A 15,819-nucleotide genomic window follows, 5' to 3' on the forward strand; every position below is an offset into this window, starting at 1 on the left:
GCGCTCAACCGGATTTGGCGTCGTCGAGTGAGGGATAGTCGGTGTAGCCTTTTTCGCCGCCGCCGTAGAACGTCGCCTCGTCGGGCGTGTTGAGCGGCGCGTTTGCGGCGAAACGCTCGACCAGATCCGGATTGGCGATATACGCGCGACCGAAAGCCACGGCATCGGCATCGCCTTGTTCGATGCGCGCGTTCGCTTCCTCCGCCGTGTACTCGCCGCACACGATGATCGCGCCGTCATAAGCCTTGCGCAGCGCGCGGCGATAGTCTTCCGAAAGCGGCGCGCCGCCGGTCCAGTCGCCTTCCGCCAGATGCAGGTACGCGATGCCGATGCGCTTCAACTCCTGCGCCAGATACAACGATGAAGCCTCGCCTTCATCGTCTTGCAGATCGAATCCTGTGAAGTTCGGCGAAATGCGAATGCCCACGCGATTCGCGCCCATCACGCCGGCCACCGCCTCCAGCACATCGACGACCAGCCGCACGCGATTTTCGATGCCGCCGCCATAGTCGTCCGTGCGCCGGTTGGTGCCCGTCGCCATGAACTGATGCAGCAGATAGCCATTGGCCGCGTGCACCTCGATCATGTCGAAACCGGCGCGTTGCGCGCGATGCGCGGCATCGACGAACTGCAACACGATGCCCGGTAGCTCGTCGGTTTCGAGCGCGCGCGGGTCGTCGGCGTCGGTCATGGTGTACGAGCCGTCATCGTTTTTCACGAACACCTGCGTATTGCGCGCGCGGATTGCGGACGGCGCTACAGGCGGCGCGCCGCCTTCCTGAAGCGATCGATGCGACACGCGCCCCACGTGCCAGAATTGCGACGCGATGCGTCCGTGCCGCGCGTGAACCGCACCCACGACGGACTTCCATCCGGCTTCCTGCGCATCCGAATAGATGCCCGGCGTCGCGAAGTAACCCTGACCTTGCCGCGAAACCTGCGTCGCCTCCGTGACGATGAGTCCCGCACTCGCGCGCTGCGCGTAATAGTGCGCGTTCATTTCGGACGGCACGTCGCCCGGCTGCGACGCGCGGTTGCGCGTGAGCGGCGCCATCACGACGCGATTCGGCAGTTGAAGATTGCCGATGGAGACAGGTGAGAGAAGCGTGTCGTACGGCATGGCGGTTCCATCGGCGGCGGTGATATTGCCCCAGGATCACGCAAAAATCGCGCCGCGAAGGCGCAAAAAAAAACCGGCGAGCGCGATGCTCGCCGGTTCTTGTTCCGCCCGTTCAACGAATGGCGTTACGCCACGCTTGCGACCGGTTCCGTGCCCGCCGCTTCCGCCAGGATGAGCGCCTTGTCCGCGGCTTCCCACGTGAATTCCGGCTCTTCGCGGCCGAAGTGGCCGTATGCCGCCGTCTTTTCGTAGATCGGGCGCAGCAGATCGAGCATCTGGATGATGCCCTTCGGACGCAGATCGAAGTGCTCCTGGACGAGCTTCGTGATCTCGGCATCCGACACGCGGCCCGTGCCGAACGTATTCACCATCACGGAAGTCGGACGCGCGACGCCGATCGCGTACGACACCTGAATCAGCGCGCGCGATGCGAGACCGGCCGCGACGATGTTCTTCGCGACATACCGGCCTGCGTAAGCCGCCGAGCGGTCGACCTTCGACGGATCCTTGCCCGAGAACGCGCCGCCGCCGTGCGGAGCTGCACCGCCGTACGTATCGACGATGATCTTGCGGCCCGTCAGACCGCAGTCGCCTTGCGGACCGCCGATGACGAAACGGCCCGTCGGATTCACCAGGAACTTGATGTCGCCCTTGATGAGTTCCTTCGGCAGCGTCGGCTTGATGACTTCCTCGATGACCGCTTCGCGCAACTGCGAGAGATCGATGTCCGGCGAGTGCTGCGTGGAAAGCACGACGGTGTCGATGGAATGCGCCTTGCCGTCGACGTAACGCACGGTGACTTGCGACTTCGCATCCGGACGCAGCCAGGGCAGACGACCGTCGCGGCGGAGATCGGCCTGACGCTCGACGAGGCGGTGCGAAAGGTGGATCGGCAGCGGCATCAGTTCGGGCGTTTCGTCGCACGCGTAACCGAACATCAGACCCTGGTCGCCTGCGCCCTGATCGAGGTTGTCGTCGTGCGCCTTGTTCACGCCTTGCGCGATATCCGGCGATTGCTTGTCATACGCGACGAGCACCGCGCAGCCGCGATAGTCGATGCCGAAGTCGGTGTTGTCGTAACCGATGCGCTTGATGGTGTCGCGCGCGACCTGGATGTAATCGACATTGGCGCTGGTCGTGATTTCGCCCGCGAGGACGACGAGACCGGTGTTGCAGAGCGTTTCCGCCGCGACGCGCGAATATTTGTCCTGCGACAAGATGGCGTCGAGGATGGCGTCGGAGATTTGATCGGCGACCTTGTCCGGGTGGCCTTCGGAAACGGATTCGGAAGTAAAGAGATAGTCGTTTGACACGCTTCAGACTCCATTTGAGTACGGTTGATATTCACGTAGCCGTCTTCGTTTGGAGTCTGAAGCGGCGACGCTTTAGCGGATGTCTTTCCAGGCCGGCGACTTCCAGAAGTTCAGAAGTCTCCAGCCCGCTTCGCCCCGCAAGTTGTCCATTAACTCGGCGAAGGTTCTATTATACCGGTTTCCCTTGTTTTCACAGAGCCGAACGCTTTTGTCGCTACCCGCCACGCATCAATCATCCGCACGTCGCGGTCGTCCCATCGCTCGCTGGAGCCGCTCATGCTAGGGCGTATCGGCGTGGCGCTCGCCATCGGCTTTCTCAAGTTTCTGGCGCTCATCCCTTACGGCATCACCGCGCGTTTCGGCGACGGCCTCGGCTGGCTGCTCTATCAGATTCCGAGCCGGCGCAAGCGCATCGTCCACACGAATCTGAAGCTGTGCTTTCCGGAGTGGTCCGACGAAAAGCGCGAGGACATCGCGCAGAAGCACTTCCGGCACGCGATCCGCAGTTACGTCGAGCGCAGCGTGCAATGGTTCGGCTCGGCGAAAAAGCTCGAAAAGCTGATCCAGGTGGACAGCGCCGTCGATCTCACCGATCCCGATCTGCCGCCCACGCTCTTTCTCGGCCTGCACTTCGTCGGCATCGAAGCGGGGTCGATCTTTCTGAACTATTCGCTGCATCGGCGATGCGGATCGCTCTATCAGCCTTTTTCGAATCCGCAGATCGAGGAACTCGCGAAGACGCAGCGCGCCCGCTTCGGCGCCGACATGGCGAGCCGCGCCGACAGCGCGCGTATCGTGCTGCGCTGGCTGCGCGACCGCAAGCCCGTGATGCTCGGCGCGGACATGGACTACGGCATGCGCAACTCCACGTTCGTGCCGTTCTTCGGCGTCCCGACCTGCACGCTGACGGCCGTCGGCCGGCTCGCCAAGACGGGCAAGGCGCAGGTCGTGCCGTTCATCGGCGAGGTGCTGCCGGACTACAAGGGTTATCGGCTGAAGATCTTCGAGCCGTGGGACAACTATCCGACCGGCGACGACGAAGCCGACGCGCGCCGCATGAACGCGTTCCTGGAAGAGCAGATTCCGCACATGCCCGAGCAGTACTACTGGGTGCACAAGCGCTTCAAGACGCGGCCGCCGGGCGAGCCGAGCTTTTACTAAGGCGTGCGCGGTGCGAAACGCCGCACTTGCGGGTCACATACAATAGCGCCATGAAACTGAATTTCACCAAGATGCAAGGCGCGGGTAACGACTTCGTCGTGCTCGACGGCTACACGCAGGCGCTCGATCTGACCGCGCAGCAAGTGCGCGCGCTCGCGAACCGCCATTTCGGCGTGGGCGCGGATCAGTTGCTGCTCGTCGAAAAGCCGACGATCGACGGCGTCGACTTCAAGTACCGCATCTTCAATTGCGATGGCGGCGAGGTCGAGCACTGCGGCAACGGCGCGCGCTGCTTCGTGAAGTTCGTGCGCGATCGCCAGCTGACCGACGCGTCCACCGTGCGCGTGCAGGTGCAGAACGGCATCATCACGCTGACGATGGAGGAAAACGGCGAAGTCGTCGTCGACATGAGCACGCCGATGTTCGATCCGCCGCGCGTACCGTTCGACGCGCAAGGGCTCGAAGGCCGGAACGAAGGCAAAGATACGCTCTGGCCGCTCGAAGTAAATGGTGAGACGCGCCTGATCTCCGTCGTATCGATGGGCAATCCGCACGCGGTGCAGATCGTCGACGATGTCGAGGCGTATCCGGTGCTGATCGAAGGCCCGCTCGTCGAGCGTCACGCGCGCTTTCCGAAGCGCGTCAACGCGGGCTTCATGCAGATCGTCGATCGCCATTCGGTGAAACTGCGCGTCTACGAACGCGGCGCGGGCGAAACGCTCGCGTGCGGCACGGGCGCGTGCGCGGCCGTGGCCGCCGGCATCCGCCGCGGCGTGCTCGACACGCCAGTGCGCGTCGAAACGCATGGCGGCACGCTCACGATAAGCTGGAACGGCGCGCGCGACGAATCCTCCGCGCTCTTCATGGCGGGGCCCGCAGCGACCGTTTTCGAGGGCGAAATCGAGCTCGATCGCATCGTATAACGCACACACGTCACCATGAATCCACGCGAAGTCGCCGACTACCTGCTCGACAACCCCGATTTCTTCGCCGAGCACGCGGAACTGCTCGGCACCATCCGGCTTTCGAATCCGCACGGCAAAGCCGCCGTGTCGCTTCAGGAACGCCAGATGGAAATGCTGCGCGACAAGAACAAGCAACTCGAACGGCGTCTCGCCGAGCTGCTGCGCTACGGCCACGAGAACGACAGCATCTCGACCAAGTTCAACCGCTGGACCGTGCGCGTGATTTCGCAGCGCGATCCGTACGCGTTGCCCGCGACGATCAGCAAGGGTCTGTGCGAAGTCTTCGACGTGCCGCACGCCGCGCTGCGCGTGTGGGATATCGACGAAGCGTATCGGCAGGCGGATTTCGCGCGTCAGGTCGGCGAAGAAGTGCGCATTTTCACGAGCAGTCTCGCCGCGCCGTACTGCGGCGCGAACACGGGTTTCGCGGCGGCGCAGTGGCTTGGCGCGGCGAACTCGGCATCGGCGACGGTCCCGCCGAGCGACGGCCCGCCCGACACCGACCGCAAGATCGAATCCGTGTCGCTGATCGCGCTGCGCGATCCGCAAGCCGGACCGGATGCGCCGAGCTTCGGCCTGCTCGTGATGGGCTCGCCCGATCCGCGACGCTTCCACGACGGAATGGCGACGGACTTCCTGACGCACATCGGCGCCTTGGCGAGCGCCGCGCTGTCTCGCTTGCTGCCGTACTGAACATGAACGCCGACGCCGCCGCCGACGCTCCGAAGGAAGTCCCGCTGGACGGCGCGATCGCCGACTATCTCGCGATGCTGGAGCATCAGCGGCATCTGTCCGAGCACACGCTGCGCGGCTACACGCACGAGTTGAGCGAGCTTCGCGCGCTCGCCAAAGGCCGTCCGCTGGAATCGCTGACCACCGCCGATATTCGCGGCGCGGTCGTGCGGGCGCACTCGGGCGGGCTGTCGTCGCGTTCGATCGCGCATCGGCTGTCGGCGTGGCGCGCGTTTTATCGATGGCTCGCCGAGCGCGTCGAGATGCCCGCGAATCCCGTCGCGACCGTGCGCGCCCCGAAACGCGACAAGACGCTGCCGAAGGCACTTTCCGTCGATGACGCCATGAGGCTCATGGACGCGCCGCAAGCCGGCACGACCGAAGCGCTGCGCGATCACGCCATTCTCGAACTCTTCTACTCGTCGGGCTTGCGGCTCGCCGAGCTCGTCGGGCTGGACGTGCGTCACGTCGATACCAAGGAACACACGTCCGAGGGCTGGATCGATCTGGAGAGCGCGGAAGTCACGGTTCTGGGCAAGGGAAAGCGCATGCGCAAAGTGCCCGTCGGCAGCAAGGCGATCGATGCATTGCGCGCGTGGATCGCCGTGCGCGGCGAGTTCGTCAAGCTCGATCCGCACGCGCTCTTTGTCTCGGTGCGCGGCAATCGCATGTCGCCCGGCGTGGTGCGCGAGCGCGTGAAGCGGCTCGCGTTGCAGGCCGGCATCCCGTCGAACGTGCATCCGCACGTGCTGCGGCATTCCTTCGCCACCCATGTCCTGCAATCGAGCGGCGATCTGCGCGCGGTGCAGGAACTGCTCGGCCACGCGAGCATCACGGCCACGCAGATTTATACGTCGCTCGATTTTCAGCATCTCGCCCGCGTCTACGATGCGGCGCACCCGCGCGCAAAGAAGCGCGATTGATCCCGACAGCGCCCCGCGCGCTGCACTTGTCACTGCAATGAACACCATCACGCTCAAACCGGCGAAGGACAGATCGCTCGTCCGCCGCCATCCGTGGATCTACGCGAACGCCATCGCGCGCATCGACGGCAATCCCGCGCCTGGCGCCTCCGTCACCGTGCGCGCCGCCGACGGGCGCTTTCTCGCGCGCGCGTCGTACAGCCCGCACTCGCAGATTCGCGCGCGCGTCTGGACGTTCGACGAAAGCGAACCTGTCGATCACGCGTTCTTCAAGCGCCGCGTGCAGCGCGCCGTCGGGCATCGTCAGACGATGGTGAAGGACACCGGCGCCACGCGCCTCATCTTCGGCGAAGCGGACGGCTTGCCGGGATTGATCGTCGATTACTACGTCGCGGACGTCGGTTCGCACGCGCAGCTCGTCTGCCAGTTCATGGCGACGGGCGTCGAGTCGTGGAAGGAAGCGATCGTGCAGGCGCTGATCGCGGCAACCGGCTGCCCGAATGTCTACGAGCGCTCGGACGTGTCGATCCGCCAGAAGGAAGGCCTCGAACAGACGACCGGCGTGCTCGCCGGCGAAGCGCCGCCCGAGACGCTCATCACGAACGAATGCGGCGTGCGCTATCACGTCGACGTGCGTAACGGCCACAAGACGGGCTTCTATGTCGATCAGCGCGACAACCGCGTGCTCGTCGCGCAGAACGCGCAAGGCCGCGAAGTGCTGAACTGCTTTTGCTATACCGGCGGCTTTTCGCTTGCCGCGCTGAAAGGCGGGGCGACGCGCGTAGTTTCCGTCGACTCGTCCGGCGAAGCGCTCGCGCTCGCACGCGCAAACGTCACGGCGAACGGCTTCGACGCGGAAAAAGCCGAATGGCTCGACGCCGACGCGTTCAAAACGCTGCGCCGTCTCTACGACGAAGGTCAGCGCTTCGACCTGATCGTGCTCGATCCGCCGAAGTTCGCGCCGTCGAAGGAAACCGTCGATCGCGCCGCGCGCGCGTACAAGGACATCAACCTGAGCGGCTTCAAGTTGCTGCGTCCGGGCGGACTGCTCTTCACGTATTCATGCTCCGGCGCGATCGATGCGGATCTGTTCCAGAAGATCGTCGCGGGCGCGGCCGCCGACGCGCGCGTCGATGCGCGGATCCTGAAACGGCTGGGCGCGGGCGTCGATCATCCGCTGCTGACGGCGTTTCCGGAAGGCGAATACCTGAAAGGGCTGCTGTTGCAAATCGCCTGATCGGCCTAATCTGCGCGCGATGCACTGCCGCGCGGAGCACGGAAGCGTCGGCTTGACAAATATGTTTCAATAGCCGATTCAGTGCGATCTACGTATTACAGACAAGGACACAGGCGACACCATGATCCCCGTAACCATCCTGACCGGCTTTCTGGGCAGCGGCAAAACCACGCTGCTCAAACGCATCCTGAACGAGCAGCACGGCATGAAGATCGCCGTGATCGAGAACGAATTCGGCGAAGAGAATATCGACAACGAAATTCTCGTGCAGGAAACGAACGAGCAGATCATCCAGATGAGCAACGGCTGCATCTGCTGCACGATTCGCGGCGATCTGGCGCGCGCGCTCGAAGATCTCGCCAACCGCAAGAAGGCGGGCACGCTCGATTTCGACCGCGTCGTGATCGAGACCACCGGCCTCGCGAATCCGGGTCCGGTCGCGCAGACGTTCTTCATGGACAACACCGTCGCCGACGAATTCCTGCTCGACGCGATCATCACGCTCGTCGACGCGAAGCACGCGAATTCGCAGCTCGATCAGCACGAAGTCGTGCAGCGTCAGGTCGGTTTCGCAGATCGCCTGTTCGTCACGAAGTCCGATCTCGTGTCGGCGGACGAGCTCGAAGCGCTGAAGCATCGACTGCTGCACATGAACCCGCGCGCGGCGATCAAGGTCGTGAATTTCGGCGACGCCGACATCAAGGAAATCTTCGATCTGCGCGGCTTCAATCTGAATTCGAAGCTCGAAATCGATCCGGACTTCCTCGCGGAAGACGACCACGATCATGATCACGCGCACGACCACGCGCATGACGACGATCACGATCATTCGACCTGCGGCCACGATCACAGCCACGATCACGAACACGGGCATCATCATCACCATCACGCGCACCACGACGACAAGATCAAGTCGTTCGTGTACCGCAGCGACAAGCCGTTCGATCCGAACCGCCTCGAAGACTTCCTCGGCGGCATTCTGCAGATTTATGGCGAGCGCCTGCTGCGCTACAAGGGCGTGCTGTATATGAAGGGCGTCGATCGCAAGGTCGTGTTCCAGGGCGTGCATCAGATGATGGGCAGCGACCTCGCCGGCAAGTGGATGCCGATCGAGAAGAAGAACAGCAAGATGGTGTTCATCGGCATCGAGCTGCCGCAGGATCTGATCACCGACGGTCTCGACGCCTGCCTCGTGAAGTAATCCGGCACGTATCTCGCTTGGATCGAGCAATTCACGCGGGGCGAAAAACGGGCATCGAAATAAAACGCCGCACGCGAATGCCTCGCGTGCGGCGTTTTTCACGATTGACTTTCGATGCGCGTATGTAGTCGCGGCCACGAACCGACATCGCTTTTTGCACGTCCAGGCGTTATATTTTTGAAATTCCGTCGCGAATTGACAGGGTTTTCCTCGTTATCGTCGGAATTTGCGGTTCAGTTACAATACAGCCCCACTGGAGAAGGGCAGTTTCGCCGGATGTGCGTCTATCAAACGCTCGCTCGGCGGAAGTCAGGAGAAGGGATGTCCCGTCGGGACGATGCCTCGATTTGCCGGGGGAAGGCAAATCAAGACAAAGCACCGGGGCCGGAAATCCCGGGCCATGCGAATGCGCCCGGACATCCGGAGCATCATCCAAGATCGGTTTCCAGAGGAGTTCGGCCCCGCATCGGCGCATCGCGCAGCCCAAGCGCACTGATGCGCTGCATGCGGGCAACGCAAGTGCGGGCGTTGCGAAGACATCGCCTTACATTGAAGAAGCAAGCAGATGACAACGAAACTCTTGACCGAAGCCGAAATCCTGAAGATGAGCGAGAAGGACTACATGAACGAGGATCAACTCGCCTTCTTCAAAAACCGGCTCGAGCAGTTACAAGCGGACATTCTGAAGAATGCCGGCCAGACGACCGAAAATCTGCGGGAAACGGTGATCGTGCCGGACCCGGCGGATCGCGCGACCATCGAGGAAGAACATGCACTGGAACTGCGCACGCGTGATCGCGAACGCAAGCTTCTGAAGAAGGTGCAGCAGTCGCTCGCGCGCATCGATTCGGGCGATTACGGCTGGTGCGAAGAGACCGGCGAACCGATCGGCATTCCGCGCCTGCTCGCGCGTCCGACGGCCACGCTCTCGCTCGAAGCTCAGGAACGCCGCGAACTGCGCCAGAAGCTTTTCGGCGACTGAAATCGCCGTTGGCAGGCGAGCGTCGCGGGACCGGCCCGCCACGGGGAAGACGCCGCCGCAAAAAGCTGCACATAAGCATTCGCATCAGGAAAAGGGCACCCATCGAACGGGTGCCCTTTTTTGCTTTCCGACAGGTAAAAACGGCGAGCGCCGGCACCGTATGTCTTGATAAATCTCGCGCCGCCCTAAAATGCTTTCGACGCGCCCCGCAAAAGCATCATCGCGACGGGCGCGCGCGCGGCGCCGTCCGCCCGAGGCCTCGAGCCTGGACGGAACCCCGCGCCGTGCACTCCATCGAATTCTCGACTGCGCGGCGGCCGGTCGCTCGACGACGAAACCGCCCCGCGTCCTTCTGGTTTTCACAAGGAACGCACATGGAACAATTTCACGGCACGACCATCGTCTCCGTGCGCCGCGACGGCAAGGTCGCGCTGGGCGGCGATGGTCAGGTGACGCTCGGCAACATCGTCATGAAAGGGGGCGCGAAGAAAGTGCGCCGCATCTATGGCGGCAAGGTGCTGGTCGGCTTCGCCGGCGGCACCGCCGACGCGTTCTCGCTGCTCGATCGATTCGAAGCGAAGCTCGAGAAACATCAGGGCAATTTGACGCGCGCCGCCGTCGAACTGGCGAAGGACTGGCGCACCGACCGCATGCTGCGCCGGCTCGAAGCGATGCTGATCACGGCCGACAAGGACACGACGCTCGTCATCACCGGCAATGGCGACGTGCTCGACCCGGAACACGGCATCGCCGCGATCGGCTCGGGCGGCGCATACGCGCAAGCCGCGGCGCAGGCGCTCGTCGAGAATACGGATCTCGCGCCGCGCGAAGTCGTCGAAAAGGCGCTCACCATCGCCGGCGACATGTGCATCTACACCAATCACAACCGCGTCATCGAGACGATCGAATAAAGGACCCAAGCGATGACCACCATGACTCCCTCCGAAATCGTCTCCGAACTCGACAAGCACATCATCGGCCAAGGACGCGCGAAGAAGGCGGTTGCCGTCGCGTTGCGCAACCGCTGGCGCCGTCAGCAGGTCGCCGAGCCGCTGCGCCAGGAAATCACGCCGAAGAACATCCTGATGATCGGGCCGACGGGCGTCGGCAAGACCGAGATCGCGCGCCGTCTCGCCAAGCTCGCGGATGCGCCGTTCATCAAGATCGAAGCGACCAAGTTCACCGAAGTGGGCTACGTTGGGCGCGATGTGGACAGCATCGTGCGCGATCTGATCGAGATTTCCGTCAAGCAGACGCGTGAATCCGAGATGAAGAAGGTGCGTACCAAGGCGGAAGATCGCGCCGAAGACCGCATTCTCGACATCCTCTTGCCGAGCGCGCGTCCGGTCGGCTTCGGCGCGGCCGAGTCGTCGAGCAGCGAGGGCGACAACGCCACGCGTCAGACCTTCCGCAAGCGCCTGCGCGAAGGCGCACTCGATGACAAGGAAATCGAGCTCGATGTGGAAATGCCGCAAGTCGGGATGGACATCATGGGGCCGCCGGGCATGGAAGACATGACCGAGCAGATCCGCTCGATGTTCGCGAACATCGGCGGCGGCAAGAAGACGCGGCGCAAGGTGAAGGTGAAGGAAGCGCTCAAGCTCCTCACGGATGAAGAAGCCGGCAAGATGCTCAACGACGAAGAGGTCAAGAGCAAGGCGGTGCAGAACGTCGAGCAGAACGGCATCGTGTTCCTCGATGAAATCGACAAGATCGCGTCGCGCAGCGAGGCGGGCGGCGCCGAGGTGTCGCGCGCGGGCGTGCAGCGCGACCTGCTGCCGCTCGTCGAAGGCACGACCATCAACACGAAGTACGGGATGATCAAGACGGATCACATCCTGTTCATCGCGAGCGGTGCGTTCCATCTCGCCAAGCCGAGCGATCTGATTCCCGAGCTGCAAGGGCGTTTCCCGATTCGCGTCGAACTGGATTCGCTCTCCGTCGGGGACTTCGAGTCGATTCTGAATTCGACCGACGCGAGCCTCGTCAAGCAGTACAAGGCGCTGCTCGCGACCGAAGACGTCGAACTCGATTTCACCGACGAAGGCATCCGGCGTCTCGCGGAGATTGCGTACTCGGTGAACGAAAAGACCGAGAACATCGGCGCTCGGCGGCTTTATACCGTCATCGAAAAGCTGCTGGAGGAAGTGTCGTTCGCGGCGGGCAATCATGCGGGCCAGCCGGTGCGGATCGATGCGGCTTACGTGGACCGCGCGCTCGGCGATGTGGCGCAGGACGAGGACTTGTCGCGCTACGTGCTGTAACGGCGGCGGCGTTGTCCAGGAAAGAGCCGGGCTGAAGAGCCCGGTTTTTTTCGTCTGACGCAAATGCAACGGACGAAAAAAAGCCCGCCTAGTTGGCGGGCTGAATCCATATCAGGAGGAGACATGGAGGAGACAGTTCCAATAATACACAGGCACTTGATGCGACGCAATAGAAATTTCGGTAAAAACCCCTATAGCTTCCATTTGTGGTATCTGCGCGTCATTTTTCGGATTCCGCCCGCCGATGACAGAGCAAGAAACGGCGCGTAACCTCATCTGCACGGCTCTACAGTGGTCCCGTACCCAAGAGCCATCGAGGTCGTCATGAAAACCGTAGCAGATTCTGTCTTTTCGTCCGATGAATGCCGCTGGCAGGCGGTCGTCGATCGGGACGAGCGCGCCGACGGCGCCTTCTTCTTCGCCGTGCGCACGACCGGCGTGTTTTGCCGGCCATCGTGCGCGTCGCGTGCGCCGCGTCGCGAAAACGTCGAATTCTTCCCGACTACAGACGCAGCCGAAGCAGCCGGATACCGCGCGTGCAAGCGCTGCCAGCCGACGAGCCTGCCGCGCGAACTGGCGATCGTCGAGCGCGCGTGCAAGGTGCTCGACGCCGATCCGCAGCAGCGCGTCACACTCGCGCAACTGAGCGACGCCGTGCACGTGAGCCCGTTCCATCTGCAGCGCCTGTTTTCGCGGATCGTCGGCATTTCGCCGCGGCAGTATCAGGCGGCGCAACGCGCGGGCGTGCTGCGCGACGCGTTGCAGCGCGGCCGCGACGTCACGCGCGCAACTCACGACGCTGGCTTCGGATCGCCATCGCGCATGTATGAAGCGGTGCCGACCGAACTGGGCATGACGCCGTCGGCGTACAAGCGCAAGGGCGCGGGACTGACCGTGCGCTACGCGACCGCCACGACGCCGCTCGGCACGGTGCTCGTCGCCGCCACCGACAAGGGCGTCTGCAAGATCGCATTCGGCGACGATGCGAACACGCTCGCCGAACAACTCGCCGCCGACTTTGCCCAGGCCGAGCGCGTCGAGGATGCCGCGAAAATGGAGCCGTTCATCGCGCAGATTCGCGCTTATCTGCAAGGCACGCGCGAGCGATTCGACTTGCCGCTCGACATCGGCGCGACCGCGTTTCAGCGGCGCGTGTGGGACGCGCTGCGCTCCATCCCGTACGGGCAGACGCGCAGTTACAGCGATATCGCCGAATCGCTCGGTTCGCCGCGCGCGGTGCGGGCGGTGGCGAATGCGTGCGGGTCGAATCCGGTGGCGCTCGCGATTCCGTGCCATCGCGTGATCGGCAAGGACGGCGCGATCTCGGGCTATCGCTGGGGCAAGCCGCGCAAGGAAGCCTTGCTCGAAACCGAGCGCACTCGCAACGAAACCAACAAGGTCGCATGAAGCACGGGCGCTCGCCGTCGGCATGACGCGCGAGCGCTTCGATTTCTCTCGCGAACCGGCTCCGGAACGCACTCCGCGAAACGCCCGAAAACCCCGCAATCCCTTGCCTGGTCTGGGTTCAAGCACGCCTGACACCGAGATGTTAAAGTGCCCGCTACCCTAAAAATACGATCGGGCGCACGCCGCTCGCGCTCGCGCTCCTCGCAGATTGCTTTAATGACAAACAAGAATTCCGCTCACTCCAAGGCCGGTGCTTATGAGCGCAGGCTTGCCGCGCTCGCGTCCGGCCCGCATGCCGATGCGTTGCGCCAAGGCTTGCGCGGCATCGAGAAGGAAAGCCTGCGCGTGACGCCGCAAGGCAAGCTCGCGATGACGCCGCATCCGCGTGCGTTCGGGTCGGCGCTGACGCATCCGCTCATCACGACCGATTACTCCGAAGCGCTGGTCGAGCTCATCACGCCCGCCGAATCCGACATCTCGATCACGCTCGATCGCCTCGACGCGCTGCATCGCTTCGCCTACGCGCACATGGGCGACGAGCTGCTGTGGAACGACTCGATGCCCAACTCGCTGCCGCCCGAGGACGAGATTCCGTTCGGCTACTACGGCACGTCGAATATCGGCAGGTTGAAGACCGTCTACCGGCGCGGCCTCGCGCTGCGCTATGGCCGCACGATGCAATGCATCGCGGGCATTCACTACAACTATTCGCTCAACGAAAATGTCTGGCGCGCGTGGCAGGCGCTCGACAAGTCGAGCACGCTGTCCGCGAAAGATTTCCAGTCCGAACGCTATTTCGCGCTGATCCGCAACTTTCGCCGCACGAACTGGCTGTTGATGTATCTGTTCGGCGCGTCGCCGGCGCTGAACAAGCGCTTTGTCGAAGGCAAGACGCATCATCTCGAACAATTCGATGCCGACACGTTCCATCTGCCGCACGCGACCAGCCTGCGCATGAGCGATCTCGGCTATGCGAACAATCCCGCGCAGGCGGATCTGCTGCCGAGCTACGACAACCTCGACGCCTATCTCGACGTGCTCGCCAAAGCCGTGAGTCAGCCGTATGCGCCATATGAAGCCATCGGCACGCGGCGCGACGGCGAATGGGTGCAGATCAACGCGAACGTCCTGCAGATCGAAAACGAGTTCTACTCGACGATCCGCCCGAAACGCGTCGCGCATTCGGGCGAGCGTCCGCTGCACGCGTTGGCGCAGCGCGGCGTGCAGTACATCGAAGTGCGCTGCCTCGACATCGATCCGTTTGTGCCGACCGGCATCTCGCTCGAAACCGCGCGCTTTCTCGACGCCTATCTCCTCTACTGCGCACTGGAGGACAGCCCATTGCTGCCGTTCGACGCAAACATCGAGGCGAACGGCAATTTCAGCACGGTGGCGAAGGAAGGACGCAAGCCCGGCCTCACGCTGCAACGCGACGGCGCGAACGTGCCGATGCAGCAATGGGCCGAAGAGCTGTTCGACGCGATCGAACCCGTCGCGAAGACACTCGACGCGCTCAACGGCAATGACGAGCACACGCGCGCGCTCGTTGCACTGCGGCCGCGCATCGCCGATGCATCGCTCACGCCGTCCGCCCGCGTGCTGCAGACGATGCGCGACAAGCAGCAGACCTTCGACGAGTTCGCGCTCGAACTCAGCGCGCGTCACGCGGAAGGTTTTCGCGCGCGCCCGCTTTCCGTCGATGAAGAACGAGCGATGGAAGAATTGGCGGCGAAATCGCTGGTGGAACAGACCGTGGTGGAAAGCAGCGACACCGAATCTTTCGATGCATTCATCGCGGCATATCAGGTCTACACGCTGAATCCCGCGAGCGCGTGATCGGTCTTTGCTCTATCAAGCAGGTTTTTCCGGGCCGCCGCCTTTGCCCGCTGGCAATGCTTACCGGCTTATGCAACAGAGGGAAACGCGTCACAACGTCATCCGGTTTGGCGGGGCAAAATATGGCCGACTTTTCGACGATCGAGGGAGCAATGAAAAAGAAGTTCTTCGGCGCGCTCGCGCTGGGGGCGACGTCGCTCGCGCTCCTGGGCGGCTGCGCGGTGCAGGATCAGGTCAGCAGCACCGTCATGGAACAGGCTACCCAACCGCTCACTTGCATGAGCAAGGCCGAATGCGACGCGTGGTGGGCGCGCGCGCAAGTCTGGGTCACGAATCATTCGGAGTACAAGCTGCAGACCGTGACGGATTCGATCATTCAGACCGCCGGACCGTCGAGCGGCAAGCGCGCGCTCGCGTATCAGATCACCAAGACGCCGACCAACGAAGGCACCGCGACCATCGGTTTCGCCGCGCATTGCGACAATCCGCTCGGCTGCCAGCCGAATCCGTGGGAAGCGGGCGCCGACTTCAAGCAGTTCATCCGAAACGGTCCAGGGCTGCGGAAATCGGCGACGCCGCAGGCAGGCGCAATGCCGCCCTCCGCGCCCGGCGGAGTGCAGGTCATCCCGCTGGACGAGCCGGGCCAGTCGGCGACGCCCCTCACGCCTCAGTAATTGA

General features: G+C 63.1%; 14 protein-coding genes. 12 read left to right on the forward strand and 2 right to left on the reverse strand.

Annotation, left to right across the window (positions count from 1 at the left end):
- Positions 1 to 4: 4 nt before the first annotated feature.
- Together ACEN42_RS00535 and metK are read right to left on the reverse strand one after the other, a co-directional pair.
- A complete protein-coding gene (locus tag ACEN42_RS00535; RefSeq protein ID WP_371880411.1) occupies positions 5 to 1,120 on the reverse strand; it encodes an alkene reductase in 1,116 nt (371 codons plus the stop codon).
- A 125-nt stretch (positions 1,121 to 1,245) separates the two neighbouring features.
- Positions 1,246 to 2,433 carry a methionine adenosyltransferase gene (gene metK, locus ACEN42_RS00540; protein ID WP_106853978.1) on the reverse strand — a complete coding sequence of 396 codons (1,188 nt, stop codon included), beginning with the start codon at positions 2,431 to 2,433 and terminating at the stop codon, positions 1,246 to 1,248.
- 276 nt (positions 2,434 to 2,709) lie between these two features.
- Here metK and ACEN42_RS00545 point away from each other — a divergent pair, with 276 nt between their 5' ends.
- The 12 genes from ACEN42_RS00545 to ACEN42_RS00600 all read left to right on the forward strand — a co-directional run bounded on the left by ACEN42_RS00545 (position 2,710) and on the right by ACEN42_RS00600 (position 15,815).
- On the forward strand, positions 2,710 to 3,594 hold the full coding sequence (locus ACEN42_RS00545) for a lipid A biosynthesis lauroyl acyltransferase (protein WP_238209402.1): 885 nt from the start codon (positions 2,710 to 2,712) through the stop codon (positions 3,592 to 3,594).
- Between the two features lie 50 nt (positions 3,595 to 3,644).
- A complete protein-coding gene (gene dapF / locus ACEN42_RS00550) occupies positions 3,645 to 4,517 on the forward strand; it encodes a diaminopimelate epimerase (protein ID WP_371880412.1) in 873 nt (290 codons plus the stop codon).
- A gap of 15 nt (positions 4,518 to 4,532) precedes the next feature.
- The gene (locus ACEN42_RS00555) at positions 4,533 to 5,252 is read left to right on the forward strand and encodes a DUF484 family protein (protein WP_035499455.1); all 720 of its coding nucleotides are present in this window, start codon (positions 4,533 to 4,535) and stop codon (positions 5,250 to 5,252) included.
- 2 nt (positions 5,253 to 5,254) lie between these two features.
- Positions 5,255 to 6,214 (forward strand): tyrosine recombinase XerC, encoded by a 960-nt coding sequence (xerC, locus tag ACEN42_RS00560; RefSeq protein ID WP_250482820.1) that lies wholly within the window; start codon positions 5,255 to 5,257, stop codon positions 6,212 to 6,214.
- 37 nt (positions 6,215 to 6,251) lie between these two features.
- Positions 6,252 to 7,451 carry a class I SAM-dependent rRNA methyltransferase gene (locus tag ACEN42_RS00565; RefSeq protein WP_371880413.1) on the forward strand — a complete coding sequence of 400 codons (1,200 nt, stop codon included), beginning with the start codon at positions 6,252 to 6,254 and terminating at the stop codon, positions 7,449 to 7,451.
- 121 nt (positions 7,452 to 7,572) lie between these two features.
- Positions 7,573 to 8,652: a GTP-binding protein gene (locus ACEN42_RS00570; protein WP_238209396.1), complete on the forward strand. Its 1,080-nt coding sequence runs from the start codon at positions 7,573 to 7,575 to the stop codon at positions 8,650 to 8,652.
- Between the two features lie 565 nt (positions 8,653 to 9,217).
- Complete coding sequence (gene dksA, locus ACEN42_RS00575) at positions 9,218 to 9,634, forward strand: RNA polymerase-binding protein DksA (protein WP_035499449.1); 417 nt, start codon at positions 9,218 to 9,220, stop codon at positions 9,632 to 9,634.
- A gap of 374 nt (positions 9,635 to 10,008) precedes the next feature.
- The gene (gene hslV / locus ACEN42_RS00580) at positions 10,009 to 10,545 is read left to right on the forward strand and encodes an ATP-dependent protease subunit HslV (RefSeq protein ID WP_187608129.1); all 537 of its coding nucleotides are present in this window, start codon (positions 10,009 to 10,011) and stop codon (positions 10,543 to 10,545) included.
- 12 nt (positions 10,546 to 10,557) lie between these two features.
- The gene (hslU, locus tag ACEN42_RS00585) at positions 10,558 to 11,898 is read left to right on the forward strand and encodes an ATP-dependent protease ATPase subunit HslU (protein WP_187608128.1); all 1,341 of its coding nucleotides are present in this window, start codon (positions 10,558 to 10,560) and stop codon (positions 11,896 to 11,898) included.
- 324 nt (positions 11,899 to 12,222) lie between these two features.
- Entirely contained in the window at positions 12,223 to 13,305 is a 1,083-nt protein-coding gene (gene ada, locus ACEN42_RS00590; protein WP_035499441.1) for a bifunctional DNA-binding transcriptional regulator/O6-methylguanine-DNA methyltransferase Ada, read from the forward strand.
- A 216-nt stretch (positions 13,306 to 13,521) separates the two neighbouring features.
- Complete coding sequence (gshA, locus tag ACEN42_RS00595) at positions 13,522 to 15,141, forward strand: glutamate--cysteine ligase (protein WP_238209395.1); 1,620 nt, start codon at positions 13,522 to 13,524, stop codon at positions 15,139 to 15,141.
- Between the two features lie 152 nt (positions 15,142 to 15,293).
- Positions 15,294 to 15,815 carry a hypothetical protein gene (locus ACEN42_RS00600; RefSeq protein WP_238209394.1) on the forward strand — a complete coding sequence of 174 codons (522 nt, stop codon included), beginning with the start codon at positions 15,294 to 15,296 and terminating at the stop codon, positions 15,813 to 15,815.
- The last annotated feature ends 4 nt before the right edge of the window (positions 15,816 to 15,819 follow it).

The organism is Caballeronia sp. S22 (assembly GCF_964261745.1).
GTDB classification, from domain to species: Bacteria; Pseudomonadota; Gammaproteobacteria; order Burkholderiales; family Burkholderiaceae; genus Caballeronia; species Caballeronia jiangsuensis.